This is a genomic window from Amycolatopsis benzoatilytica AK 16/65, assembly GCF_000383915.1.
In the GTDB taxonomy this organism is placed as follows: domain Bacteria; phylum Actinomycetota; class Actinomycetes; order Mycobacteriales; family Pseudonocardiaceae; genus Amycolatopsis; species Amycolatopsis benzoatilytica.
The window spans coordinates 7223386-7249023 of record NZ_KB912942.1; the positions used below are offsets into that span (position 1 = coordinate 7223386).

A 25638-nucleotide genomic window follows, 5' to 3' on the forward strand; every position below is an offset into this window, starting at 1 on the left:
TCGTGGGTAGCACCTTCGGTGCGACCGGAGGATGACCGGCATGGGACGATTCGGTTCGGGAGAGGACGAGCCGGAAGGGGGCCGGGCGGTGACGGCAGCGGCGGAGCGCGGACGACTCGCCGGTCCACTGTCCGCGTCGGTGGCGGAGCTGTGCCACCGGCTGAGGTCTCAGGTGTCCCCGCGGACGGCCGCCGGGTTCGCCGAGGTGTTGCGCCGGCTGGGCGCTCCGCTGCAGGTGGCGGTCGCCGGGCGGATCAAATCGGGGAAGTCGACGCTGGTCAACGCGTTGATCGGACGCCGGGTCGCGCCCACCGACGTCGGCGAGTGCACCCGGCTGGTCACCCGGTTCCAGTACGGCACCGTCGACCGGGTCGAGGTGGTGTTCCTCGACGGCCGCAAGCAGGTGCTGCCGTTCGCCGCGGACGGGTCGATCCCGGCCGAGCTCGGCGTCGACATCGCCGAGGTCTCGCACCTGGAGGCGTACCTCACCAACGCGGTGCTGCAGGACATGACGGTGATCGACACCCCCGGTCTCGGCTCGCTCGACGCGGCGTCGGTGTCGCGCACCGAGGAGCTGCTGGGCGCGGCCGAGCAGGACGAGGGTTCCGACGACCTCGACGACACCTCGCGCAACGCGGTCGCCGGCGCCGAAGCGGTGTTGTACGTGGTGACGCAGGGCGTGCGCGCGGACGACCAGCAGGCGCTGGCCGCGTTCACCGCCGCCACCGCGAGCCGCGAAGCCGGGCCGGTCAACGCGATCGCGGTGCTGAACAAGGCGGACACCGTGGTCGCGGAGTCGGTCGAAGGCTCCGGCGGCGACGTGTGGAAGGCCGCGCAGATGCTCGCCGAGAAACAGGCCGCGACGCTGAAGCCGCGGGTCGCCGACGTGCTGCCGGTGATCGGCCTGATCGCCGAGTCCGCCGAGTCGGGCGGTTTCACCGCGGCCGACGCCGAGGCGCTCGGCCAGCTCGCCGCCCTGGACGACGACGTCCTGGAAACGATGCTCATCGCCGCTGACCTCTTCACCAGCTGGGAATGCGACATTCCGAGCGGGATCCGGCTGCGGCTGCTGGAGAAGCTCGACCTGTTCGGCATCCGGTGCGCGGTCGAGGCGATCCGCGCGGAGCCGGGGATCACCGCCGGGGCGCTGCGCCGGAAGCTGCTCGACATTTCCGGGCTCGACGCGGTGCGGCACCGGCTGTCGGTCGTGTTCGCCGCCCGCGCGGACGGGATCAAGGCGGCCGCCGCGCTGGCTTCGGTGACCGCACTGGCGCACGCTTCCGCCGATCCGGGCGAACGGCAGCGGGTGCACGACGCGATCGAGGTGCTGCTTGCCCGCCCGGAGGCGCACCAGCTGCGGCTGCTGGAAGCACTGACGCTGGTCGCGTCCGGTGCCGTCGAAATGCCCGAGGACCTGTCCGAAGAGGTGCTTCGGGTCGGCAGCAACGCCGACCTCGGCGCCCAGCTCGGCCTGCCCGGCGCGGCCCGGCCGGAGCTGGCGGCGCACGCGCTGGAACGCGCCGGCTGGTGGCGGTCCTTTGCGTCATTCGGGGCAACCCCGGCGCAGAGCCGGGTCGCACATGTCGTGCACCGGGCCTATTTCCTGATCTGGCAACAAATCCGCGCACAGTAGGAACCTCCGCCCAGCGCGTAGGGTGGATTTCGTGCGGCTGGAGGACACCACTTCGTGGCGGGTGTACTGGGGGAGCGAACACGACATCGACGTGGCGCTGTACCTCCGGGACGTTCTCGCGCTCTCCGTCGCGGACGGGCAGCTGCTGCCGCCGGTGGAGCCGGCCGTGCCGGTGCGCGTCCCGCCCGCGATCGACCGCGCGGCCGTGCAAGCGCAGTGGGCGCCGTGGTGGAACGGCCTGCTGAGCTTCCTTCGTGACGGCGGCTCGGCGCGCACCCGCCGAGAAAGCCCGGCCCCCGGCGACGGTTCGGCGATCGACCTCGCTGCCCAGCACTTCGCCCCGGCCGCCGCGCACCACTTCGCCGCGGCGCGCCGCCCGGTGTCGTCCGGCTTCCACCGCCGCCAGATCCTGGCCGGCGAACGGCTCGGCAGGCTGGTTCGCGAGACCGAGGTGGAGCTGGGCCGGCGCGCGCGCCCGTTCCGGCTGTCCGTGCTGGAGATTCCGGTGGCCGGCCGGGTGTGGCTGCGGACCGCGGAGCACCAGCTGCTGGTGTCGTCCCAGCTGGCCGCGGATGTCCCGGCGCTCGACCGCGCGATGCGTTCGCTGATCCGCGAACTCGCCTGACCCTCTCCCCCCCCCTGCCGTTCCCCCAATGCCACATTGGGTGCATCTGACGCACCCAATGTGGCATTCGTTGCGTTACATGCACCCAATGCCACATTGGGGTGGTTTGGGCCGGGTGTTGATAAACCGAGTGCTCGGTCTAATAATGATCCCATGGAGACAGTGGTCGACGAACCGGCGTGGCTGCGCCGCGGATCCTGGCTGGCCTGCCCGGCCGGCGGAGCGTTGCTGGGCTGGGGGGTGCAGGCATTGGCCGACTGGATCGCGTCGCTGCCCTGGTTCCCGGTCCAGGGCCCGTTCCGGCTGCTGCACTCGGTACCGCAGCCGTGGCGGCTGATCGGCGCGGTCGCGCTCGGCGTGCTGCTCGGGCTGGCGTTCGCCTGGATGTGGGCGTGGGACCGGCTGATCGTCACCGTCTCCGCTACCCGCGTGACGTTGGAACGACGCGAGCGTCGCCGTCGTATCGACACTCGGCTCACCGCGGTGTTCGTGGACGGCGGCAAGCTGGTCCTGCTCGGCGAGGACGACCGCGAAGTGGCCCGTGAGAAGACCGACCTGCCTCGGCGGCAGCTGGCCGAGGCGTTCACCGCGCACGGCCGCCCGTGGCTGGACGAGCCGCCGCCTGAGCGATGATGGTCTCGTGGTGAGGACCGTCGACCCGGAAAAGCACGCTGCGAAACGGCGCGCGATCCTCGACGCGGCCGCTGGCTGTTTCGCCCGCGACGGCTTCGAAAAGACGTCCACCGCGGACATCTGCCGCGCGGCCGGGATCAGCTCCGGCAGCCTTTTCCACTACTTCCCCACCAAGCGCGCGGTGTTCGTCGCCATCTTCGAGACGGACAACGCCGACAACGAGGAAATCCTCGCCGCGGCGGCGGAACTGGCCGATCCGTGGGAAGGCGTGCTGGCCGTCGTCGAGCGGATGACGTCGGCGCTGACCCTGCCCGGCGTCGTCCGGCTGATTCTCGAAGCGGGCGCGCAGGCCGCGCGCGATCCGGAGTTCGCCGAGCTGATTCGCCGCAGCGACGACCGGATGCGCGCCGGTCTCGCCGGACTGGTCGACCACGGCGCGCGGACCGGCCGCTTTTCCCCTGTACTGTCCCCGGCCGACACCGGGAACTGGATCGTCGCGCTGGTCGACGCCCTGCTGTCGCGGGCGAGCCTCGACCCTGGCCTCGACGCCGAGCACGAGCGTGCGGTCTTGCGGATACTGCTGGAAAAGATCCTCTGCCCGGGAGCGTGATCGGCCCCCGCCGCGCGTCGCATTGCCGCAGACTGGTGGAATTCCACCCAGACACGACCAGGGGAGGGTCCTTCATGGCGTGGTTCGGCCACGACGAAGCCGGTGTCGACGACGCGGCGGACGCGCCGACCGGCGAGATCACCGCGGAGCGCCTGGCGAAGATCATCGCCGAGGCGGACGGAACCGCGGCCGCCGCGGATGCGTCGGAACCCGATGTGGACCTCGTAGCTGCTCCGGGTGACCTCGAACGCGCGCTGTCCGATCGGCAGGCGCTGATCCAGCTTTGCCTGTACGCGCTGGACCGCGCCCGCAGCAGCGGCGTCGTGGAACGGCTCGAGCACGGCCTCGCCGGCATCGGCGTCACCGCGTTGCGTGCCGAAGGCCAGCGGTTCGACCCGGCCCGGCACGAAGCCGGCGGTGCGGTGCCCACCGACGATCCCGAGCTAGACGGCGTGGTCGCGGAGACCGAGGTGGTCGGGTTCGCCGACCGCGAGCGGTTGCTGCGCGCGCCGATCGTCACTGTCTACGCGAAGCGGGCGCAGTGACGGCTTTGAGTCTTCCGGCCCAGGTACAGGCCGCTCGCGAGCAGCTGCTCGGCGTCGTGCGCGAGGCCGATCCGCAGGCCGCGAAATGGGTCGAGGACCAGCGCAAGGCCCGTCCGGAGAAACCGTCCGTGGTGGTCGTCGGCGAGACCAACCGCGGCAAGAGTTCGCTGGTCAACGCGCTGCTGGCGACCCCGGGGCTGTCGCCGGTCGACGCCGACGTGGCCACCGCGACCTACCTCGTCTTCGAGCATGCGACCCAGTGGGGTGCGCAAGCTTGTTACCCCGGTCAGCTCGCGCCGGTGCCGTTCGACCTGCCGCAGCTGGTCGACTGGGTGTCCGCCTCGCACGAACTGCCCGCCGGGCAGCTGCCGCCGCGCTACGTCGAGGTGTCCGGCCCGGTCCCGCTGCTGGAGCGGCTGACCTTGGTGGACACGCCGGGCGTCGGCGGGCTCGACTCGCTGCACGGCGAACTGGCCAAGGAAGCCGCCGCGGGCGCGACCGCGCTGCTGTTCGTGGTCGACGCGTCCGCCCCGTTCACGTCGACGGAGCTGCAGTTCCTGCGCGAGGTCGCGGACCGGGTCGAGACGGTGGTCTTCGTCCTGGCCAAGACCGACGCGTTCCGCGGCTGGCGCGAGATCATGGAAGCCGACCGGCAGCTGCTGGCCGAGCATGCGCCGCGGTTCGCCGACGCGGTATTCCACCCGGTTTCCGCGCGGGTCTTCGAGACCGCCGCGAAGGCACCGAACGAGCAGGTCGCCGCGATGCTGCGGGAGAGGTCCGGCATCGCACAGGTGCAGGTCGCGCTGCAGGAACTGCTGGTCGGCCGGTCGATGATGCTCAAGGAAGCCAATACGCTCCGCTCGCTGTCGAGCGCGCTGGCCGAGATCAAGGCGAAGCTGCAGGCGGAAAGCCGCGCGCTGTCGGCGGGCGAGGCGGAGGCGGAGCAACTGCGCAACCGCCGCGACGAGCTGCAGGCCGAGCGCCGCACGTCCACCCGCGGCTGGCAGCTGAAGCTGCGCGGCGAAATCCAGCGCACCCGGGTCGAGGTCGGGCACGAGAGCAGCCGCGAAATGCGGGACGCGCAGTCGCAGTTCCGCCAGCGCATCGACGCGGCCAAACGCGACCAGCTCGCCGCGCTGCCGCAGGAAGTGGACATCGCGCTGCAGACCGCGTCGCAGCGGGTGTCCATGCAGCTGTCGCAGCGGCTCAACCAGGTCACCAACACCGCGTTGTCGGAGCTGTTCTCCGCCGCCGAGCTGGACGTGCTGCGCAGCCAGTTCCTGCGCGCCGGCGGCCCGCCGGTGGTGCTGCGCCCGCCGGAGAAGAAGCCGCCGACCGCCGAGGACAAGCTGCTCGTGTTCATGGGCATTTCCGGCGGCGTCGGCGCGGGCAAGATCGCCGCGCTGCCGCTGGCGGGCGTCGCGATCCTGAACCCGGTAGTGCTGCCCGCGACGATCGTGATCGGCCTCGGCGCGGGCTGGTGGATGGCACGCACCCGCAAGCACGCCGCGGACAAGCAGCACCTGAAGCAATGGCTCGTGGAGGCCATCGCGGACGCCCGCTCGACGCTCGACCAGCTGGTCGCCGAACAGCTCATCGAGGCGGAGCAGCAGCTGTCGCTCGCCCTCGACGACGCGCTCGGCCGCCGCATCGAGGCCATCGAGGCGGAGATGAAAGAGGTCGACCAGACGATCAAGATGAGCGCGCAGGAGCGGGCGAAGAAGATCGCGGTCGTCTCGAAACGCCTCAAGGACGTGACCGAGGGACACGGGCGGGCGGAGAGCCTGCTGTCCCGGATTCGCACGGTCCGCGATCGAACCTGACCGACCGCGTGGTCAGCTTGTGAACGGGAACCGAACCGGCCTAACGTGAGTCATACCGAGCGAGACACTGCAGACCCGGCGTAATAAGGGGGACCAACCCATGTGGGTCGACGAGAGCGGCGGCACCGACACCAGCGGCACGGAGATGACTGTCCACGTCGACGGCCAGACATACGAGGCCGAGGTCAACTACGACGCCAACCAGGACGGCCACAACGACACCGCGATCGTCGAGCACGACGACGGCACGGCGCAGGCCTTCATCGACACCAACCACGACGGCGTCGCCGACCACTACGCAGTGCTCGACTCGACCGGCCACGTGGTCGACGAGGCGGTCTACGACGACAAGACCGGCGCCTGGGTCGAGTCCGGCCACGGATCGGACGGTTCCGACGGCACCGACACCCACTCGCAGGACACCTCGACCAGCGGCCACATCCACGCGGACCTGCCCGAAGGCGAGGTGGACGCCGGCCCGGCGACCATCGACACCGACCACGACGGCCACAACGACACCGCGGTGGTCGAGACGAAGTCGGGCGGCACGATCGCGTTCACCGACACCAACGGCGACGGCGAGGCCGACGTCGCGGTGCAGGTCGACGCGGACGGCACCACTACGACCTATGAGCACACCGGCCACGGGCAGTGGACCGAAACCTCCGGTGCCGCGAACCACGCGATCGACTCGTCCGCGGCGGCCGCCGCGGACCCGGGCAGCGACTCCGCCTGGGGAGGCGAGGGCTCGCAGCTGCTCAGCGGCGTGGCGAAGATCGACACCGGCACCGGGCAGTGGATCAGCCCGAACTGATCCGGCGGTCACTGACTTCCCTCGAGCGGGTCCGGCTTCGCGCCGGGCCCGTTCGGCGTTTCCGGACCGGTGGTCGACGGATCCGCGGTCGCGACATCAATTCCGCGCTGTGGGTTTTCGGACTGCCGGCGGCGGATCGAACTCGGCCGGGCGCGTCGAATCTCTCAGGTATCGCCGAAAGGTAATCGAGATCACCAAGGTGATCGACATCAGCGGTAACTGACGTCACACGAACGGGCGGCGCGGCCGACTTTTCCGCTCGGGATATTCCATCACCGGATCCCCGCTCCGCCCTCCCCCGCGGACCGCTCGGCCAACCCGCTCTCCCGGCCCACAGCTGATCTTGGCCGACCCCGGCATCCGGCACGAATACGGCAGCGTCCGCGCGAAAGGATTTCCGGTGCTGGTCCGTTCCGGCGAAACTGAATCGATTCCCTTATCGTTCTTGTGAGAGAACCGACAGGTCAGCTCTCGGTTACCTGCCGTCCATCCGGCTACAGTCGGGGAATCCCAAAACCCGCACACCGGTCTTCCGCCGGTGTGCGAAGCCATTCGGTCGCCGGCAACGAGGCCCGCACCTGAACGTCGTTGTTCGGTGTGGGCTCTTTTGTCGTCGGAAGTCAGGAGCAGAGATGACCGCAGTCGCCATCCCCGGGCTGGACAAAGCGCCGACGACGCACAGTGGCGTGCTGTCCTGGGTCCGGGAGGTCGCCGAGCTGACCACCCCGGACCGGGTGGTGTGGATCGACGGGTCCGACGAGGAAGCCGCCCGGATCAACCAGGAGCTGGTCGACGCCGGCACCTTCGTGAAGCTGGACGCGAAGCCGAACTCCTACTGGGCCACGTCCGATCCCGGCGACGTCGCGCGGGTCGAGGACCGCACCTTCATCTGCTCGAACGAGGAGAAGGACGCGGGCCCGACCAACAACTGGATGGCCCCGGCCGAGATGAAGGCCACCATGACGGAGCTGTACCGCGGCTGCATGGCCGGGCGCACGATGTACGTCATCCCGTTCTGCATGGGCCCGCTCGGTGACGAGAACCCCAAGCTGGGCATCGAAATCACCGACTTCGCCTACGTCGTCGCCTCGATGCGCGTGATGACCCGCGCCGGCCAGGCCGCGCTGGACAAGTTCGTCAAGCCGGACGGCACCGAGGCCGAGTTCGTGCCCGCGCTGCACTCGGTCGGCAAGCCGCTGGCCCCGGGCGAAAAGGACGTCGCCTGGCCGTGCAACGAGACCAAGTACATCTCGCACTTCCCGGAGGAACGGCTCATCTGGAGCTACGGCTCGGGTTACGGCGGCAACTCGCTGCTGGGCAAGAAGTGCTACTCGCTGCGCATCGGCTCGGTCATCGCCCGCGACGAGGGCTGGCTTGCCGAGCACATGCTGATCCTCAAGCTGATCTCGCCCGAGGAGAAGGTGCACTACATCGCGGCCGCGTTCCCGAGCGCCTGCGGCAAGACCAACCTCGCGATGCTGCAGCCGACGATTCCGGGCTGGCGCGCGGAAACCCTCGGCGACGACATCGCCTGGATGCGGTTCGGCGAGGACGGCCGGCTCTACGCGGTGAACCCGGAGTTCGGTTTCTTCGGCGTCGCGCCCGGCACCGACAACCACACGAACCCGAACGCCATGCGCACCATCGAAAAGGGCAACACGGTCTTCACGAACGTCGCGCTCACCGATGACGGCGACATCTGGTGGGAGGGCATGGAGAACACGCCCGCGCACGCCATCTCCTGGAAGCACCAGGACTGGACGCCGGACTCCGAGGAGAAGGCCGCCCACCCGAACTCGCGTTACTGCGTGCCGATGTCGCAGTGCCCGATCCTCGCGCCGGAGTGGGACGACCCGAAGGGCGTGCCGATCTCGGCGATCCTGTTCGGCGGCCGCCGCAAGACCACCGTCCCGCTGGTGAACGAGGCCCGCGACTGGCAGCACGGCGTGTTCATGGGCGCCACCATGTCGTCGGAGACCACCGCGGCCGCGGTCGGCGCGGTCGGCAACGTGCGCCGCGACCCGATGGCGATGCTGCCGTTCCTCGGCTACCACGCCGGCGACTACTTCAAGCACTGGCTGGACCTCGGCAAGAACGCCGACGCGACCAAACTGCCGAAGATCTTCTACGTCAACTGGTTCCGCCGCGGCGACGACGGCCGTTTCCTGTGGCCGGGCTTCAGCGAGAACTCGCGCGTGATCAAGTGGGTGCTCGACCGGGTCGAGGGCCGCGGCAACGCGACCGAGACGCCGATCGGTCTGGTGCCCCGCGCCGAGGATCTCTACCTGGACGGCCTGTCCGAGCCGGTCGAGGACATCGAGGCCGCGCTGCGGGTCAACAACGACGAGTGGCGCGCCGAGCTGCCGCTCATCGAAGAATGGTTCCAGAAGATCGGCGAGGTGCCGTCCTCGCTGCGGGATGAGCTCGACGCGCTGACCCAGCGCCTCGGCTGACCCAACGGTCCGAAGGGGACGCCTCCACCGGGCGGTGGGCGTCCCCTTCGGCATGCGCGGGGCCGTCGCGGCGGGCGGCTAGGCTGGCGGCATGGTGTCTCGCGGGGAAAAGCCGTTCCGGTTCGGCGTGAACATGATCTCGGCGGGGACGCGCGCGGAATGGGCGGCGAAATGCCGCCGGGTCGAGGAACTGGGTTATGACGTGCTGAGCGTCGCCGACCATCTCGGCATGCCGTCGCCGTTTCCCTCGCTGGTGCTGGCCGGTGCGGTCACCGAACGGGTGCGGCTCAACACTTTTGTGCTGAATGCGTCCTTCTACAATCCGGCGCTGCTGGCTCGTGATGTCGCGGCCACCGACCAGTTCGTGGACGGAAGGCTGGAGCTCGGCCTTGGCGCCGGGTATGCGCAGGCGGAATTCGAAGCGGCCGGAATGCCGTTCCCCAGCGCGGGTGCGCGCGTCGACCAGCTGGAACTGACCGTCAAGGAACTCTCGCGGTTGTACGCGGATCCGGAGTACGTGCCGAGCCCGGCACAGCCCGGCGGCCCGCCGCTGATGATCGGCGGCCGCGGCGACCGGCTGTTGTCGCTCGCCGCCGAACACGCGGATGTGATCGCGTTCAGCGGGACCGCGAAGGTGCGCAACGGTTCTCCGCTTCGGCTGGCGACCGCGGACGGCGTCGAGGAGCGCACTCGTTTTGTCGCTGAGCGCGTCGGCGACCGCGATGTCGAATTCAATCTTCTCGTGCAGATTGCCCGGATCACTGACGATCGCGAAGCAGCCTTGCGTGAGATCCGCGAAAAGCTGGGCGGGGAACTGACTCTCGACGAACTGGCCGAGGTGCCGACGGTGCTGGTCGGCACGGTGGACGAGATCGCGGACCAGGTGCGCGCGCACCGCGCACGGTTCGGCATCAGCTACTTCACTGTCCTGGAACCGAATCTCGAAGTACTGGCACCCGTCGTGGACGCGTTGTGTCGCCGATAATCGACGCCCGCGGGCTCGGAGTGAAGGCCGGCGACCTGTGGCTGCTGGACGGTCTCGACTTCTCCGTCGACCCGGGCGAATGCGCGGTGCTCGTCGGGCCGAACGGGGTCGGCAAGTCCACCCTGCTGCGCTGCCTGTACGGCATGCAGGAACCGCAGCGGGGCCGGGTGCTGGTCGACGGCGCCAAGCCGGACGAGCGCAGCCTTTCCTTTCGCCGCAAGGTGTCGGTGCTCTTCGACGATTCGGACTTCTTCGCTGAGCTGACCCCGATGCAGCACCTGGAACTGCTTGCCGGGTCCTACGGTGAAGACCTGGGCGATTTCGCCGAACTGCTCGCCGACGCCGGACTGGCCGAGCGCGCTCGGGTCACCGCCGGGCATTTCTCCGCTGGGCAGCGACGCCGATTGCTGCTGCTGGGCGTCACCGCTCGGCCGCATCGCGTGCTGCTGCTGGACGAGCCGGAACGAGCGCTCGACACCGAGGGCAAGGAATGGTTGGTCAAACTGATCGGCCGGTCCACCGCGGCGGGCGCGGCGGTCGTGGTCGCGACGCATCACCGGCCGTTGCTGGACGCGGCGGACAGCGTGCTCGAACTGTGGTGACCCGGTTGCGCGTGCCGGGCCGCAAACGGTTCGGCGGGATCTTCAGCGGCGACAGCGCGACGTTCGTGCTGCTGTTCGGCGGCGGGTTTCTGTTCTCCGCGTTCTTCCGCACCGACTCCTGGCACAAAGTCCTCTTTGGACCGTCTGCTGTGGACTATTCGGCGGTGCTCGGACTGGTCGCGTTGTGCTGCGCGGTGGGCTGGCGGAGCCTGCTGCGCCGAGGGTTTGTCTGGGCCGAACCAGCCGAGCTGACCTGGATGGACTTCGCGAAGGTGGACCGGAAACGAGTCGTTTCGGCTCGGCTGGCCGGTGCGCTCACCGGATTCGTCGTGGTGATCGGCTATCTCGCCGCGCTGATGCTGGCGGTCGGCGGCAGTACCGGGCAGTGGTGGCTGGCGTCGGCGTCGTTGCTCGCTGGTGCCGCCATTCTCGCGTTCACGACCGCCCGCCGGACGGCTTTCCCGTTCGAAGCCGTCGGACCGATACTCACTGCCGCGGCAGGGGTAGCCGTCGCGGCCGCGCGGCTCGATGCGGTGGCGGTGCAGTACGTCGGGGCCGCGCTCGCGTTGGGCGGCCTGCTGCTGGCGTTCGGCGGCGAAGCGGTCAGCCGCGCCGGCCGGGCGGTGCTGTTCGAGGGCTGGAACGCGCGCGTGCTGCGTTCGATGGCGGTCGCTTTCCTTGACCCGATGATGATGTTGCCGGAGTCCGCCGCGGCGGGTTCGTGGTCGCTGCGCCGGCCCACCGCGTTCCGGCTGGCCTGGGTCGGCGTGATCGGCCGGGTCCGGTACGCGAGCGCGTTGTTGTTGGTGGCTTTCGCGGTAGCCGTCGGACATGTTGCCGTACCGACGTTGCCTGGGCCGGTGCTGCTGGGCATCGGAGCGTATCTCGCGCTTACTCCGTTCGGCGCTGGTCTCGGCGTGCTGTGGCGGAATCCGGGCCGGCGCCGGTGGCTGGGCTCGTCGTCGCAGGAACTGGTGCTCGCGCACGGTTTGCTGCTGGCCGGAGTCGCGGTTGGCTGGTCGGTGCTGCTCTGGGTGGCGCTTTTGGCTTTGGGTACCGCGTTTTCCGCGCTCTCGTGGGTGACTGTTGCCCTGGCGGTGCTCGCGGTGTTGCGGACCGTCACGCGGCAGCCGGTGGACTACAGCAGCGCGGGTTTCGTGGACACCCCGGCCGGCCCGATGCCGGCAAACCTTGTGCGGCAACTGTTCCGCGGCCCCGATGTGCTGGCGCTCGGCATCGCGGTGCTGATCTGGGTCGGCTGAACGGCCGAACTCGGGTTAGGCTCCGTGCCGGCGAAAGGAGCCGAAGGTGGGCGGTGGACACGCTTCCGGCATCGGGCGCAGGGCGACCTGCGAGTTCCCTCCGGAATGGAGCGACGCGCAGATCATCGCCGTGGTCGAAGACGTCGCGAACGATCCTGGCGAACCTCGGCGGCAGCAGTACAACGGACGCTGGCGCTGCGTCGGCGAGCGCTACGGCGTGAAAGTGGTCGTGCTCGTGGACGGCGACGGGAACGTGCACACCAGCTACCCGCTGCCGAGCCCGGGGGTAGTCCGCAACCCGGACACCGCGCGGGACCCGGCCAACCCGACGGTCGCCGATCGCACCGGCAACCGGATCAGCTACTTCGCCGAGAGTGTCCTTCGGCTGCTCGCCGACCGGCTGGCCCCGGAAGACCTGGACTACTACCGCGATCTGCAGTGGGCTGGCGAATGGGAGGAGCTGGCGGACACGATGGCCGCGCACTTCGGGGTGACCGGCATCCAGCTCAGCCCGGACGAGTACGCCGATTTCGAGAAGCTGCTGCGCTCGTTCGACCTGCCCGCCCGCAACTGCGCCTACCTCAACGACCGGGAACGGGTGCTGGCCGACCTGCGCGGCTGACCGGCGTATCGAGCGGGCCGCGCGGTTGCCGGTGTCCTGCGATCAGCCGGGAAACCTCAGCTGGCCTGCGAAAACGCCGACGCGTCCGGATCGCACGCGCCGCGCAGCCGATCCAGCGGCATCCCCACCGCGTCGGCGATCGCCGCGACGGTGAAGAACGCCGGCGTCGGGATCCGGCCGGTCTCGATTTTGCGCAAGGTTTCGACCGAAATGCCCGCTTCGGCAGCCACGTCGACCATGCTGCGGCCGGCCCGGGCGGCGCGCAGCACCACTCCGAGCCGCTCGCCGCGGGAGCGTTCTTCGTCGGTGAGGGGCACGCGCACCATGCCGCCCAGTCTAGCCACAGAGTTGTCCACTGCCTGTGGATAACTCTGTGCACAAGCTGTCGAAACCGTGGACAACTGGCCTTCGGCACAACCTCTTGGGGCGTTCGCGACGGCTAAACCCCGCCGATTGGGGTATCCGACCGCCGTCCGGGCCGTCCTGGATCGGGCTGTCCCCACCGGTTGTCCACACCCTGGAGCGCCGTGGGCGAACGCTGCAGCGACGCGGTCGACCCTGTCCGAATCGATATCGAACTCGTATGACGGCGGTACTGCGGAGGTTTAGGGTCAGGCGGTCGCGTGTAACGCAAGTGTTAGGTGAGGTCCCATGTCCACTGCCAAACCAGGCGGGCGGGTACGCGGGTTCCAGTTCAGCGCGTGGAACCTGCTGTTGCTGATCCCGCTGCTGATCCTGGTCACGCCGCTGTTCAACTTCGACGGGCCCCGCCTGTTCGGCCTGCCGTTCTTCTACTGGTTCCAGCTGGCGTTCGTCTTCGCCGGAGTGCTGTGCACCGGGATCGTCTACGCGGCGACCAAGAACAAGCCGCGCAACGACGGCGGGGACAAGCTGGACGTCGACGACTTGGACGAGGGTGATGCCCGATGAGCAATATCCAGTGGGTAGAGCTGATCGTCTTCGTCTTGCTGTTCGCCGTGGTGACCGTGCTCGGCTTCGTCGCCTCGCGGTGGAAGGCCGGCGGCAGCCTGGAGCACCTCGACGAATGGGGCCTCGGCGGCCGCAAGTTCGGCTCGTGGATCACCTGGTTCCTGCTCGGCGGTGACCTCTACACCGCCTACACCTTCGTCGCCGTGCCCGCGCTCGTGTTCAGTGCCGGCGCGCTCGGCCTGTACGCGCTGCCGTACACGATCGTCGTCTACCCGATCGTGCTGCTGCCCGCGCTGCGCATGTGGTCGGTCAGCCGTTCGCGCGGCTATGTGACCCCGGCCGACTTCGTCCGCGGCCGGTTCGGTTCGCCGACGCTGGCGTTGCTGGTCGCGATCACCGGCATCGTCGCGACCATGCCGTACATCGCGTTGCAGCTGGTCGGTCTGGAAGCGGTGCTGCGCACCATGGGCATCAACGGTTCCGGCATCGTCGGGCACCTGCCGCTGCTGGTCGCGTTCCTGATCCTGGCCCTCTACACGTACCAGTCCGGCCTGCGCGCGCCGGCGCTGATCGCGTTCGTCAAGGACATCCTGATCTACCTCGTGATCATCGTGGCCGTGCTGTACCTGCCCGCGAAGCTCGGCGGCTGGGACCACATTTTCAACACCGCCAAGGCAACCCTCGCCAAGCCGAACCCGGTCACCGGCAAGCCGGCCGGTTCGATCCTGCTGACGTCGAGCAACCAGCTGCAGTACGCGACGCTGGCGCTGGGTTCGGCGCTCGCGCTGTTCCTGTACCCGCACTCGCTCACCAGCGTGCTCGCCTCGCGCGGCCGCAACGTGATCAAGCGGAACATGGTGGCGCTGCCTGCTTACTCGTTCGTGCTCGGTCTGCTGGCGCTGCTCGGCTACGTCGCGATCTCGGCCGGGGTGAAGCCGCTGAAGAACGCGGCGACCGGCAAGGCGGACGGCAACACGATCGTCCCGCTGCTGTTCGACTCGCAGTTCGCGCACTGGTTCGCCGGCATCGCGTTCGCCGCGATCGGTATCGGCGCGCTGGTGCCCGCCGCGATCATGTCGATCGCCGCGGCGAACCTGTGGACGCGCAACATCTACAAGGAGTACCTCCGCAAGGACGCGACGCCGAGGCAGGAGGCCAAGCAGGCGAAGCTGGCCTCGCTGGTGGTCAAGCTCGGCGCGGTGCTGGTGATCATCCTGATCGACCCGCAGTTCTCCATCGACCTGCAGCTCATCGGCGGCGTGCTGATCCTGCAGACGCTGCCCGCGGTCGCGATCGCGCTGTACACCCGCTGGTTCCACAAGGCGGGCCTCATCGCGGGTTGGGTCGTCGGCATGGCCTGGGGTCTGATCATGCTGTACGGCATTCCCAACCCGGTCAGCGGTAAGAAGCACTTCGGCGGGTCGGCGCTGCCCCTGGGCAACCTGTCGATCTTCGGCTGGCACCCGTTCGGCGGCACCAGCCTCGCGGTGGTGCAGATCTACCCCGGGTTCGTGGCGCTGATCGCGAACATCGTGGTCGCCGCGGTGGTTTCGGTGATCGCCCGTGCGCTGAAGTGGAGCCCGGGCCAGGACGAAACCGAGCCCGAGGACTACCACGCCGACGAGCACGACGAGGGCCTGCGCCCGATCGGCGCGCACTGAGTCCTTTTCAGACAGAGGCCCCTTCGTCGCGTCGCGGCGAGGGGGCCTCTGTCGTCCGGGCGATCATCGCTTTCGCGACGAGGTACAGGACGACGGCGTTCAGCAGGTGCCACAGGAAATGCGTGCCCACCGGGAAATCTCCGCAGACCACGCCGTCGATGCTGCGAAACGCCAACGACAGTGCGAACAACGCGGCGGCCATGGCGAAGTGCAGGCAGTACCGGTCCCGGTTGACGCCGAGCGCGACGGCGAACCCGGCCAGTCCGGCCAGCGCGGGCAGATAGAGGCCGCCGCCGAATCTGGAGATCATTGCCGTGAGCGCAAGGAATGCGGGCGCGCCGAGCCAGGCCCACTTCGCCGGTACGCGGAAGAAGATCCGCGGAAAGGCGACCGCGTAGAAGAGCGCGAAAACCAGGATCGCGGCGGAGTCGGCGACCGCGCCCCAGCGCGTCGCGACCAGGTGAAACACTGTGCTGGCCGCGAAAACCAGCCCGATCAGGGCGGCGAGAACCCGGCCGACGCGCTGGCCGTCGGCGCGCCACCAAACCATCCCGGCGGCGACGAGGAAAGCGAGATTGGCGAGGTCGTTGAGCGGCTCGGCCCAGAGCCCGGGCGCGGTGCGCTCGCAGTAACCGTCCACGTACGCGGTCCAGTTCACGCGGTAAGTGAACCTCTTTCAGGTGAACCGCCGGTGGCCGGGTCGGCTGTCGGGCATCCAGACCCCTGCCGTCTGCCGATCGGACGGGTTAGCGTGGGCGGCATGAGCGACTCGGTGAGCCGGTTCCCGGTAACGGAACTCGAAGATTTGCCTGACGATCTGCGTGCGCGGGTCGGAGCCATCGCGGAGAAGTCCGGCTTCACGCCGAACATTTTCCGGGCGCTCGGCCATCGTCCGGCCGAGCTGCGGGCGTTCCTCGACTATCACGATGCGTTGATGGAACGTCCCGCCGGGCTCACCAAGGCGGAGCGGGAGCTGGTCGTGGTCGCGACGTCCGGCGCGAACCACTGCACCTATTGCGTTGTCGCACACGGGGCGATCCTGCGGATCCGCGCGAAGGACCCGGAGCTGTCCGATCGGGTCGCGACGAACCCGTGGCAGGTGGAGCTGGACGAACGCGGCCGCGCGATCGTGGACCTCGCGCTCGCGTTGTCGCAGGATTCCGCGCTGTTCGGCGAGGGTGACCTGACGATGGCCCGCGAGGCCGGGCTTACCGAGGACGAGATCTGGGACGTCGGCGCGATCACCGCTCTGTTCGCCATGTCGAACCGGCTCGCGCATCTCACCGATCTGCGGCCGAACCCGGAGTTCTACCTGATGGGCCGTCAGAAGCGGTAGAACGGGCCGGGCAGGTCCCGGCTCAGTTCGAACCGGCCGCGCAGCCAGTCGCGCAGCCGGTGCGCCGGTTTCGTCCACCGCCGCGGCGCGGGCCCGAAGCAACGGGGGTCCGCGCGCGGGGTGAACGCCGCGCCGGTCAGGATCACCGCGTCGTGGCCGAGCGGGCAGTGCGCGAACACGGAAATCACTCCGCGCGTGAGGTTTTCCACCCAGTCGACCTCGTCGACGCCCAGCAGCGTGCGGCGGTCGCAGACGGCGCAGTACAAGACGAACATCTATAACTCCAGCCGCCAGGATTCGCTGGTCAGGTGCGGGCCGAACGCGTCGGTCTCTTCTTGCGAGACGAGCTCGAATCCGGCGCTGGCGTAGATCCCGCGCGCCGCGGTGAGATGCGAATGCGTCCACAGCTCCATCGAGCGGTATCCCTGCGCGCGGGCGAACTCGATGCACTCGCGCACCAGCCGCTTGCCGACCCCGCGCCCGCGCGCGGCCGGCTCCAGCAGCAACAGCCGAAGCTTCGCGACGCCCTCTTCACTGCTCGGCATGCAGAAAATGCTGCCGACCCGCTCGCCGTCGAGTTCGGCGATCCAGCCGGCTTGCCGCGGGTCGCCGAGTCGTTCCGCGAAACCGGCGATCACTCGCGCGACGAGTGCCTCGAACTGTTCGTTGAGGCCGTACTCGCCGGCGTACAGCTCGCCGTGCCGGTGCACCACCCAGCCAAGATCTCCTGCGCGTGGCGCGCGCACGATGACCTGCCGCTCGTGGTCGGTGTCCCGGACCAGCGCGGTGATGGTCTCCATCGCGCCGAGCAGCCGTACCTGGTCGACGTCCGCGAATTTGCCGAGCAGGCTGCCGATCTGGTGCGTGGACCGGTGATCGAGATGAGCGAAGGCGGCGTGCCCGTCGGCGGTGAGCGTGACCAGCTGCCGGCGTGCGTCGTCCTGGCAGCGTTCCCGGGCGACCAGGCCGCGGCTCTCCAGCCGGCTGAGCAGCCGGCTCGCGTAGCCGCCGTCGAGGCCGAGTCGTTTGCGCAGGTCGCCGACTTGGAGTCGGTCTTGCTGGGCGAGTTCGAAGAGGACGCGGGCCTCGCTGAGCGAGTACTCGGCGTCGGCCGGGCCCTCGTCCAGGATGCCGATGACGCCGGTGTAGAGCCGGTTGAAGGCGCGGACGGTGGCTACGCGGTCGGTGAGGACGCGGTCAGTGAGTACGGAATCCGGCATGGGGACCACCTCGGGAGATCGTTGACTAAGTCAAGGATCTCTCCGGCGGGTGGCGAGGGCAAGCGAATTCCCTCCGTCGGGGGGCGAGGGGATTCGAAGCGCGAAGGCGGGTCCGACCGGCCTGCGATGATCTGGTGGCGGGGCTGGGCCAAGCTGGTGGTTACCCGGCTGTCGTCCGGCGCGATGGCGCCGACCCGGAATCGGGCTAAGTTTCCGAACCTGGGCCAGGCATCATCCGGCATCTGACCGACGTTGCAAACCTGGCCCGGAATCGGGCTCCGACGTTCCGAACCTGATCCGGACATATGGAAACCCCGTGATGCTGCCAGGTCGGGGGTCCGCCAGCATCACGGGGTCGTAGTGGGTATCGACGCGGGTCTCCGCGGCGTTACACCTGGAACCCATTGTGGTCTAGCTCACTCTTATGGGCGACGCACGAACGGGTATCTGCGCAGGTCAGCGCATGAACGGCTGACGAGCCTGGGCGAGCGCGATGAGCTCCTGGCGCACCGTGGACGTGGCCGCGGTGTCGATCGCCCGGTTCAGCGCCCGGCGGGTGCGAGCCTCGGCGCGGCGAGCACGGAGCTTGGCGGTGATGTTGCTCATGTCTTCTGCATCCCCTTCAAAGGTCTTCGGTGGCGGCTGTGCCTCTAGTATGCCCCTTTTTTCACAAGGATGCCAACGATTATACGGTGATGTGGGGCACTTGCCGAAGAATCATCGGCAGAATCCGGAGATTTGCCGGACAGATCAAGTGTCTGCGGTCACAAGGTGCTAACGGGCTACTGCTATCTACCGCTGTCTAGCAACCAAGCTAGACAGCGGTAGGCGGGCACATAGAGGAGTAGCGACAAGGGCGGTGCCCCGCTGAACCAGCAGGGGCACCGCCTGGGCTGCCGGGCGGACTTCAACGGCGGATCAGCGGGCTCCGCACGACGTTGGCGCCGCTGGCACGGTCGGCCGCGTCGAAGAAGTCCTCCCGGTAGATGTACCGAGGGAACAGCCGGGCCTTCATCAGCGCCTTCATCGTGTCCTCGACCATCGCGGGGCTGCCGCAGACGTAGGCGACGTTCCCCGACGCGCGCGGGAAGTCCTCCGCCAGCAACGCGGGCACTCGGCCGCGCCTTCCGCCGCACTCTTCCCGCGAGACCGCCGGCCGGTAGTCGAACCAGTCGCGGGTGGCGGCCAGCTCCTCGAACCAGGCACGGTCGTAGAGACCCGCCGCCGTCGACGTGCCGTGGTAGAGGACGACCGGGCGTTCCCAGCCCCGCTCTTCCTCGAGGTCGACGATGGTCCGCACGATCGCCGCCAGCGGGGCCAGGCCGGTGCCGGTGCCGAGGAGAAGCAGCGGTTCCTCGCGGGCCGGGTTGAAGCAGAACCGGCCGTACGGCCCGGCCAAGGCGATCCGGTCGCCTACGGTCAGGCCGGCGAAGATCCAGCCGTCGGTGGCGGCGCCGCCGTCGGTCCGTTTGACCTGGAGTTCGATCCGGTCGGCTTGCGACGGCGGGCTGGCGATCGAGTACGGCCGGGTGCCGCCGCCGGGCAAGGTCAGCTGGACGTACTGGCCGGCGTTGAACGCCATCGGCGTGTCCAGCGCGATGACCAGCCGGCGGACGCCGGGCGCGATGTCGTCGAGTACCTCCAGCGTGCCGGCGAAGTCGCGGACCGGATGGATCTCGATCCCGTCTTCGACGTCGACCTCGCCTTCGATGACCAGATCGCTGCGCGGCGTGGCGACGCAGATCAGCGCCGCGCCCTCGTCCCGCTCGCTTTCCAGGAGCGCGTACGGCGAGGCGTCGCCCAGATCGGCCTCGCCGTCCAGAATCTCCGCCTTGCAGGTGCCGCAGGTGCCGTGCGTGCAGGCGTGCGGGAGCCAGATTCCCTCGCGCAGGCAAGCGTCGAGGATGGTCTGGTCCGCTCGGCAGCTGATCTCGCTGCCGAGCGGCTCGACCGTGACGGTGTAGCTCTCGGTCATCGGAGGCCTCACTCGGTCCGGAACGTCAGCAGTGCCTTGTGTCCGATCCCGAGGTCGGTGAGCGACGCGTCCGGATGGCCGGGCAGCGGTTCGTCGAACAGCTGCCAGCCGGTCACCGTCGCCGGGTCGAACTCGGGATCGGTCGCTGCCCACGGGTGTACGACGCCGGACAGGAACTCGGTGAACGGCATGGCTTTCGGCACCCGGAAGCACGCAGCCGAGCAGAACAGCGGATTACCCGCCCAGTGGACGTAGACGAGCTGGTCCTCGCCGAAAATCTCGGCGCGGTCCGCGGAAGGGAAGTCGTAGTCGTAGAGAGCTTTCACAGCCACGGGTTCACGCTCCGGTCTCGTCGGCGGGGTGGTCGGAATGCCACTTGAGCCAGTGCTGGTGATCTGGCGACCCCTGGTACTCGCCGTTGTCGCCTTCCTGGATTCCGTACCACTCAAGGACTTCCGGCACGCTCGGGCCGCCGCAGTTGCCCTGGTAGATCTGGTGCACCGGCAGCCACGCCTGGACGAACTTCTCCGGCTCCCGCTCGAAAATCCACTGGCAGCCGTCGCTGCAGGTGTGGAACGTCTCGTCCCGGAAAGTCGAGCGGCGGAACGAAATCTTGGTCGGGTCGCCGGGTTCGGTGAACGCCATCGGGATCTGGCAGACCTGGCACAGCTGCGGCAGTCCCTGGAAGAAGATCCGGCCGCCGCCGGCCTCCGCCCGGGCGTGCTTCTCCCAGGTCGGACGGTAGTACTGGTCGAAGGTTTCCGGATATTGCGCGGAAAGCCAGTCCAGATGCTTCTGGTCCGGGGTCTGGGTGGTGAAGGACGCGGCGAAGGAGAAGTTGTGCAGGATCTTGTAGACCTCGTGCGAAAGCTTGCCCTTTTCCGCGATCGCGTCCTGCACGTGCCGGGGCGGCTTGATGCCGTAGAACTCCAGGTCGGGGAACAGCCCGCCGAGCATCTGCTCCTCGAAGTAGAGCTCGAACGCCTCCCGCCAGCTCATCACCGGCTTGGGCAGCATGTAGTCCATCATTCCGGCGACCAGCGCGGACATCCGGTACGCGCGCCAGAACCACTTGTCGATCCAGTCCTGGATGATCGGCACGTTGCCCTCGTCCTGCTCCAGCAGGAACTTGATGGCCTCCAGGCCGAGCGTCATGTGCCTGCTCTCGTCGGACTGCGCGGAGAAGCCGAACGACATCGTCGGCATGTCCCCGTTGAAGCTCGCGCCGCTCATGAACGGCACGAAGAGCAGATTGGTGAGCAGGTATTCGAAGCTGAACGAGATCGAGATCAGGAATTCGAACGGGCCGGCCGTCATCGCGTCGTCGAACAGTGACTTGGGCACCGAGAGGTACCAGACCCGGTCGTGCATCTTCGACCAGGAGTGGAAGCCGCCGTAGTACTTGTTGTAGTTGCTGATCGTGTGGATCTGCGTCTGGCAGTGCCGCAGTTCGTCCACGCTCTGGCACAGCGCCGCGAAGCGCGGAGCGGGGCCTTCGAGATAGCGCGCCAGGTACGCGAAGTGGCGGTGCGCGGCGTATTCGAGCGGGGTCACGCCCTGGATGAACAGCTTGATCGAATTCAGGTACGAGGCATCCGAAAGCCCCAGGTGGCCCTGGCTTTGCGCGAAGGAGTCGAGGACCGCGTACAGCCGCTTGTCCTTTTCCGCCTGGTACTTGTAGTAGGCGTCGACGGTGAGCCGGAAGGGATCCTCCCAGCCGTCCCAGTCGTGGATCTTGATGCCCTCGTAGCTGGTGTAGGGGTAGAGGTCGGCCTTGTCTACGTAGGACGGCTCCCAGTCCAAGTCACGGGTAAGCAGCGAGTAGCGCTCCTTGAGCGGCAGTTTGCGCGGCTTCTTGGCGACGGGCTTGTCCTGCTGAACGGACATTTCAGTGCTCCCACTTCACGAGGATTTGGTCGTCGTCCCACTCGGAGAAATTGCCCGCGTAGGACACGATGGCCAGCTGGAACTCGCCGGTCTCCCATTCGCGGCCGAGCTTCTCCTCGACGGTTTCCCGGTTGATCACGATCTGACCGGGTGCGGAGAGCTTCACCAGGCCGGGCAGGTGGCGCAGGGTCAGCTCCGGGTTGTCCTGCTTGATCGCGTCGATCAGGGCCCGGTTCTCTTCCGATTCCTGCAGGTCGATGCCGACCGACCGGGCGCTCATGCCTCGGCTCCTTCGAGCTCGCGCACGATCGCTGCGATCGGGGCGACGGCCTCCGCGGCGCGCGCACCCCAGGTCCGCTCGACGCGATCGAGGACCGCCTGGTTGTTCGCGGCGTGTTCCGGGTCGCCGGTCCACGCGGCGCGCAACGCGTCGAGCCATTTGCGCTGGTCGGCGTACCAGGTGGTGAAGTGCTGTGCGACCAGGCTGTAGGACCCGGCACCGCCGAGCAGCGCGGCCTCGTCCAGACCGGCGTAGAGAAGCGGGTAGACGAGTTTGTCCACCGCATCGACCGCGAGCAGCGCTTCTGCCCAGTCGCCGAGCACCATCACCTCTTCGACCAGCCGGCGCAGAGGCTGCAGGTGGGCGGCTTCGAGCCACGCGTTCTTGGCGGTACGCAGGATGTCGGCGGTGCCGCTGCCCTGGGCGAGACCGAGCCGGGAAAGCATTTGGGCGTTGCCGATCCGGTCGAACGCGGCGTAAGTGCAGCACTGCTCGATCGAGGTGCCGTAGGCGAAGCGCGCCCCGGCGACGCTGATGAGCTGAGCGCCCGACTCGAAGTGGCGCAGCGGCACGACGACCTCGGCGACGAGATAGTGCCACTGCCGCGGCAGCCTGCTCAACAGATCGCGTTTTTCGAGGTAGCCGATGGTTTTGCCGAACTCCTCGTGCGCGTTCGCCCGGTTTGTCACGTACGGCGTGTAGTAGTACTGCCGGGGGTCCAGGAAGTGGTACGGATCGGTCAGCCGCAGGGCGGTGTAGCGCGGGTCGTAGAGCTCGCGGTCCTGAGCCCAGGTCGGCCGGTAATGGAAGTTCTCGCGGGGCTCGACGTCGAGCGTTCCCTCCAGGTAGCGGCTGGCCGGCTGGTCGCCGAACCGGTCCGCGACGTTCTGATAGGTCTGCCGCTGAGGTTCGATGACCTGGTAGCGCAGTTCGTACTGCATGGGATGGCCTTTCAGGATTGTGCGATGAGGCTGAGCAGCAGCGCCTGGACCTCGTCCTCACTGGTCAGGCGTCGACGGGTGCCGCTGGGCGTGCCGCCGATGACGAGTTCGGCGGTGGCGGTGCGGCCGGAGACGACGGTCTGCACCCGGGCGGTGCGGTCGGCGCGGCCCAGGGTGAAGGCGAGCGCGCCGGGGCCGGTCTCGTCGACCAGCGTCAGCGGCTCGCGGTGCGGGCCGAGGACCGCGTTCGCCTCGCTGACGAGCTGCTCGGCGAGAGAGCGGACCACCACCTGGGTGTCGGTGGCGGCCGCCACCTTTTCCGGATAGGCCGGCTCGGTCGCCGGTTCCGGCGTCGCCTCGCCGTCCAGGAGTTCTTGAACCGAGAGCATGAAGGGAGTCATCGCCGCCGCAGCCTCCTCAAGCCGGTGAAGCGTCTGTGGTGCGCGCCACCGTATGCAGGGCTCTCACCTGCGGCGATCCGATTCGCGAAGGCCCTGTCCAGATTGCGCACCGGCCCGGATCGAGCGGCCTCGGGGTTGCTTTCCGGTGTTACCGTGAGTGCGCCACACAAGGAGGTGCGGTGGCTACGGCAGATCTCGATGCACTGTCCGGCTCGGTGGCCGCGGCGTACTTCCCGCACCGGCTGCGTATTCGCGCGCTGCCGGAACGGAAGCCGGTCCTGCGGTCAGTCGACCTCGGCCCGGTCCGGATCGCCCGCATCGGCTGGGGCGTCGACTCGGAGGTGGAATCGGACCATCCGAGCGCCTGGGCGATCAACGTGCCGCTGGGCGGAGTGCTCGAAGCCCGAGTGCGGGGCCGGGAGGTGCGTTCGCTGCCCGGGCAGGCGACGGTCTGCCCGCCGGACACCACCACTACGATGTCTCGCTGGTCGGCCGACTGCACGATCATCGGAATGCGCGTCGACCGGGAGTACCTCCGGCAGGAGCTGCCACTGCTCGCCGAACGGTCCACGCGCCAGATGCCCGGGCAGCTCGACCTCCGCTCCGGGCCTGGTCAAGCCTGGTTCCAGCTGGTCTCCTCGGTCGGCTCGCTTCTGGTCGCCAACGAGCGGCTGGCCGGCGATCCGCACGTCGCACGGCATCTCGGGGCCAGCCTGACCGCGGCGCTCGCGGCCGCGTGCTTCCCGACGGAAGAGGACGCCGGGCCGTTGCGGCCGCGGATCGTCACCCGCGTGGTCGAGGCGATGGAGGCCGACCCGATGCGCGAGTGGACCGCCGCGCAGCTCGCCGAGGCGGCGGGCGTCGGCATCCGGCGGCTGCAGCAGGGATTCCGCGAATACACCGGCACCACTCCCCTCCAGGCGCTGCAAGACATCCGGCTGGAACGCGTCCACCGGGACCTCGTGCACTCCGCCGTGCCGACAGTCGCCGAGGCGGCCTATCGGTGGGGATTCCGACACCTCGGCCGGTTCGCGGCTGCCTACAAGGAAAAGTACGGCGTCACGCCGTCGGACACGCTGCGCCGCTGACCGGTCAGTCGCGGCCGAGCAGATAGTGCCCGAAGTGCGGCACGGTGAAGGCGATCTGGCCGCGCTCGGCGGAGTAGACCAAGCCCTTCTTCATCAAGCTGTCCCGCGCCGGCGACAGCGACGAAGGCTTGCGCCCCAGGTAGACCGCCACGTCCGCGGTGCCGGCGGGCTCGTCCCGGCCCTGTGTCAGCTCGGCCATCGCGAGCAGGTACTCGCGTTCGGCGGGCGTCGCGCGTTCGTAGCGGGAGCCGAAGAAGCCGACCGCCAGCTCGGATTCCGCCTCGGGGGCGGCGACCTGCACGTCCTTGACGGTGATCGGGTCGGCGGGGGCGGCGTCCCAGGCGGCCTTGCCGTAGGCCTGGATGAAGTACGGATAACCGCCGGACGCGTCGAAGAGGGCGTCCAGTGCTTCCGGTTCGATGCCGGCGTCCTCGCGTTCGATCGGCGCCATCACCGCGTAGTCGGCGTCTTCGCGGCTGAGCCGGTCGATGCGCGAGTAGCGGAAGAGCCGTTCGGAGTAGGACTTCGAAGCGGACAGCACCGCGGGCACGTGCGGCAGTCCGGCACCGACCACCACCAGCGGCGCGCCCGATTGGGACAGCTCGTGGCAGGCCGCGCAGAGCGCGGAAACGTCGTCGGGCTGCAGGTCTTGGATCTCGTCGATCAGCAGCGCCACGCCGGTGCCGACATCCGCCGCCAGATCGGCGACGTCGGTGAACAGCTCGACCAGGTCGATTTCGATATCGCCGGAGTCCGCCCGGCCTTGCGCGGCCGGCACGTCGATGCCGGGCTGCCAGCGGTCGCGCAGTTTCGCGTCCGGCTTGTTCGCCTTGAGCGCGAAGGCCTTGAGCACGCCGAGGACTTCTTCGACCCGGTCCGGCGCACGGTGGCGGACGGCGAGGTCGCGGATCGCCCGGTGCAGTGCGGCCGACAGCGGACGGCGCAAGTCCGCGTCCGGGCGCGCTTCGATCTTGCCCGCACCCCAGCGATGCCGGATCGCCATCGACCGCAACTCCCCCAGCAGCACCGTCTTGCCGACACCACGCAGGCCGGTCAGCACGAGACTGCGTTCCGGCCGGCCGCGGGAGACCCGTTCGAGCACGACCTCGAACGCCTTCAGCTCCCGTTCCCGGCCGGCCAGCTCGGGCGGCCGCTGCCCGGCACCGGGCGCGAAGGGATTGCGGATGGGGTCCACTCTGTCACCGTATCGAGGTATCTAGCGCAGGACCGATATTCGCGCATATACAGCTAGTACGTGTCGCGGGTCGTGCTGAAGGATGGCCGGGTCTGCAGCCCCGTCCATCCCTACCCC

At 68.7% G+C, this 25638-nt stretch carries 28 protein-coding genes; 16 read left to right on the forward strand and 12 right to left on the reverse strand.

Translation table 11 applies throughout. The annotated features are described in order from the left end of the window. Positions 1-40 precede the first annotated feature (40 nt). The 12 genes from AMYBE_RS0133600 (at position 41) to AMYBE_RS0133655 (ending at position 12607) form a co-directional block, all read left to right on the forward strand. Complete coding sequence (locus AMYBE_RS0133600) at positions 41-1633, forward strand: dynamin family protein (protein WP_020663779.1); 1593 nt, start codon at positions 41-43, stop codon at positions 1631-1633. A 31-nt stretch (positions 1634-1664) separates the two neighbouring features. Continuing rightward, positions 1665-2258 (forward strand): hypothetical protein, encoded by a 594-nt coding sequence (locus tag AMYBE_RS0133605; RefSeq protein WP_027928282.1) that lies wholly within the window; start codon positions 1665-1667, stop codon positions 2256-2258. 153 nt (positions 2259-2411) lie between these two features. Then, on the forward strand, positions 2412-2891 hold the full coding sequence (locus tag AMYBE_RS0133610) for a YqeB family protein (RefSeq protein WP_020663781.1): 480 nt from the start codon (positions 2412-2414) through the stop codon (positions 2889-2891). Positions 2892-2898: 7 nt separating this feature from the next. Beyond that, complete coding sequence (locus AMYBE_RS0133615; protein ID WP_020663782.1) at positions 2899-3501, forward strand: TetR/AcrR family transcriptional regulator; 603 nt, start codon at positions 2899-2901, stop codon at positions 3499-3501. Positions 3502-3575: 74 nt separating this feature from the next. Further along, on the forward strand, positions 3576-4046 hold the full coding sequence (gene grpE, locus AMYBE_RS0133620; protein WP_020663783.1) for a nucleotide exchange factor GrpE: 471 nt from the start codon (positions 3576-3578) through the stop codon (positions 4044-4046). Then, complete coding sequence (locus tag AMYBE_RS0133625) at positions 4043-5869, forward strand: dynamin family protein (protein WP_020663784.1); 1827 nt, start codon at positions 4043-4045, stop codon at positions 5867-5869. Before grpE ends, AMYBE_RS0133625 begins: the two co-directional genes overlap by 4 nt. A 100-nt stretch (positions 5870-5969) precedes the next feature. Next, positions 5970-6683, forward strand: coding sequence for a hypothetical protein (locus tag AMYBE_RS0133630; protein ID WP_020663785.1), 714 nt, complete (start codon positions 5970-5972; stop codon positions 6681-6683). 632 nt (positions 6684-7315) lie between these two features. After that, a complete protein-coding gene (locus AMYBE_RS0133635; protein ID WP_020663786.1) occupies positions 7316-9136 on the forward strand; it encodes a phosphoenolpyruvate carboxykinase (GTP) in 1821 nt (606 codons plus the stop codon). 91 nt (positions 9137-9227) lie between these two features. After that, entirely contained in the window at positions 9228-10121 is an 894-nt protein-coding gene (locus AMYBE_RS0133640) for an LLM class F420-dependent oxidoreductase (RefSeq protein WP_020663787.1), read from the forward strand. After that, entirely contained in the window at positions 10118-10723 is a 606-nt protein-coding gene (locus AMYBE_RS0133645) for an ATP-binding cassette domain-containing protein (protein ID WP_027928283.1), read from the forward strand. The genes AMYBE_RS0133640 and AMYBE_RS0133645 overlap by 4 nt, the downstream gene beginning before the upstream one ends. Continuing rightward, on the forward strand, positions 10717-11985 hold the full coding sequence (locus AMYBE_RS0133650) for a DUF6297 family protein (protein ID WP_020663789.1): 1269 nt from the start codon (positions 10717-10719) through the stop codon (positions 11983-11985). Before AMYBE_RS0133645 ends, AMYBE_RS0133650 begins: the two co-directional genes overlap by 7 nt. 46 nt (positions 11986-12031) lie before the next feature. After that, positions 12032-12607 (forward strand): EndoU domain-containing protein, encoded by a 576-nt coding sequence (locus AMYBE_RS0133655; protein ID WP_020663790.1) that lies wholly within the window; start codon positions 12032-12034, stop codon positions 12605-12607. A 56-nt stretch (positions 12608-12663) separates the two neighbouring features. On the opposite strand, the gene AMYBE_RS0133660 is transcribed toward AMYBE_RS0133655, so the two are convergent. Beyond that, positions 12664-12933, reverse strand: a complete 270-nt coding sequence (locus AMYBE_RS0133660) for a helix-turn-helix domain-containing protein (RefSeq protein WP_020663791.1) — start codon at positions 12931-12933, stop codon at positions 12664-12666. 325 nt (positions 12934-13258) lie between these two features. Here AMYBE_RS0133660 and AMYBE_RS0133665 point away from each other — a divergent pair, with 325 nt between their 5' ends. Continuing rightward, on the forward strand, positions 13259-13537 hold the full coding sequence (locus AMYBE_RS0133665; protein WP_020663792.1) for a DUF3311 domain-containing protein: 279 nt from the start codon (positions 13259-13261) through the stop codon (positions 13535-13537). Next, a complete protein-coding gene (gene mctP / locus AMYBE_RS0133670; protein WP_020663793.1) occupies positions 13534-15198 on the forward strand; it encodes a monocarboxylate uptake permease MctP in 1665 nt (554 codons plus the stop codon). The genes AMYBE_RS0133665 and mctP overlap by 4 nt, the downstream gene beginning before the upstream one ends. A gap of 7 nt (positions 15199-15205) precedes the next feature. Here the strand turns inward: mctP and AMYBE_RS0133675 are convergent, their stop codons facing one another. Further along, positions 15206-15856: a hypothetical protein gene (locus tag AMYBE_RS0133675; protein ID WP_020663794.1), complete on the reverse strand. Its 651-nt coding sequence runs from the start codon at positions 15854-15856 to the stop codon at positions 15206-15208. 102 nt (positions 15857-15958) lie between these two features. On the opposite strand from AMYBE_RS0133675, the gene AMYBE_RS0133680 reads away from it, so the two are divergent. After that, positions 15959-16534 (forward strand): peroxidase-related enzyme, encoded by a 576-nt coding sequence (locus AMYBE_RS0133680; RefSeq protein ID WP_020663795.1) that lies wholly within the window; start codon positions 15959-15961, stop codon positions 16532-16534. Here the strand turns inward: AMYBE_RS0133680 and AMYBE_RS0133685 are convergent. The 9 genes from AMYBE_RS0133685 to AMYBE_RS0133725 form a co-directional block, all read right to left on the reverse strand. Continuing rightward, on the reverse strand, positions 16522-16809 hold the full coding sequence (locus tag AMYBE_RS0133685) for a hypothetical protein (protein WP_020663796.1): 288 nt from the start codon (positions 16807-16809) through the stop codon (positions 16522-16524). The genes AMYBE_RS0133680 and AMYBE_RS0133685 overlap by 13 nt on opposite strands. Continuing rightward, the gene (locus AMYBE_RS0133690; protein WP_020663797.1) at positions 16810-17754 is read right to left on the reverse strand and encodes a bifunctional helix-turn-helix transcriptional regulator/GNAT family N-acetyltransferase; all 945 of its coding nucleotides are present in this window, start codon (positions 17752-17754) and stop codon (positions 16810-16812) included. A 456-nt stretch (positions 17755-18210) separates the two neighbouring features. Continuing rightward, the gene (locus tag AMYBE_RS45540; protein ID WP_020663798.1) at positions 18211-18360 is read right to left on the reverse strand and encodes a hypothetical protein; all 150 of its coding nucleotides are present in this window, start codon (positions 18358-18360) and stop codon (positions 18211-18213) included. Between the two features lie 301 nt (positions 18361-18661). Next, entirely contained in the window at positions 18662-19729 is a 1068-nt protein-coding gene (locus tag AMYBE_RS0133700) for a 2Fe-2S iron-sulfur cluster-binding protein (RefSeq protein ID WP_020663799.1), read from the reverse strand. Between the two features lie 8 nt (positions 19730-19737). Further along, on the reverse strand, positions 19738-20061 hold the full coding sequence (locus tag AMYBE_RS0133705; RefSeq protein WP_020663800.1) for a phenol hydroxylase subunit P4: 324 nt from the start codon (positions 20059-20061) through the stop codon (positions 19738-19740). Between the two features lie 4 nt (positions 20062-20065). Continuing rightward, positions 20066-21616: a ferritin family protein gene (locus tag AMYBE_RS0133710; protein WP_020663801.1), complete on the reverse strand. Its 1551-nt coding sequence runs from the start codon at positions 21614-21616 to the stop codon at positions 20066-20068. Position 21617: 1 nt separating this feature from the next. After that, positions 21618-21896: an MmoB/DmpM family protein gene (locus tag AMYBE_RS0133715; RefSeq protein ID WP_020663802.1), complete on the reverse strand. Its 279-nt coding sequence runs from the start codon at positions 21894-21896 to the stop codon at positions 21618-21620. Continuing rightward, positions 21893-22837 (reverse strand): ferritin family protein, encoded by a 945-nt coding sequence (locus AMYBE_RS0133720; RefSeq protein WP_020663803.1) that lies wholly within the window; start codon positions 22835-22837, stop codon positions 21893-21895. The genes AMYBE_RS0133715 and AMYBE_RS0133720 overlap by 4 nt, the downstream gene beginning before the upstream one ends. Before the next feature lie 11 nt (positions 22838-22848). Then, complete coding sequence (locus AMYBE_RS0133725) at positions 22849-23238, reverse strand: hypothetical protein (RefSeq protein ID WP_020663804.1); 390 nt, start codon at positions 23236-23238, stop codon at positions 22849-22851. A gap of 179 nt (positions 23239-23417) precedes the next feature. Between AMYBE_RS0133725 and AMYBE_RS0133730 the strand changes: the two genes are divergently transcribed. Beyond that, positions 23418-24326: an AraC family transcriptional regulator gene (locus AMYBE_RS0133730; RefSeq protein WP_020663805.1), complete on the forward strand. Its 909-nt coding sequence runs from the start codon at positions 23418-23420 to the stop codon at positions 24324-24326. Between the two features lie 4 nt (positions 24327-24330). Here the strand turns inward: AMYBE_RS0133730 and AMYBE_RS0133735 are convergent, their stop codons facing one another. Further along, positions 24331-25521 (reverse strand): ATP-binding protein, encoded by a 1191-nt coding sequence (locus AMYBE_RS0133735; protein WP_020663806.1) that lies wholly within the window; start codon positions 25519-25521, stop codon positions 24331-24333. Between the last annotated feature and the right edge of the window lie 117 nt (positions 25522-25638).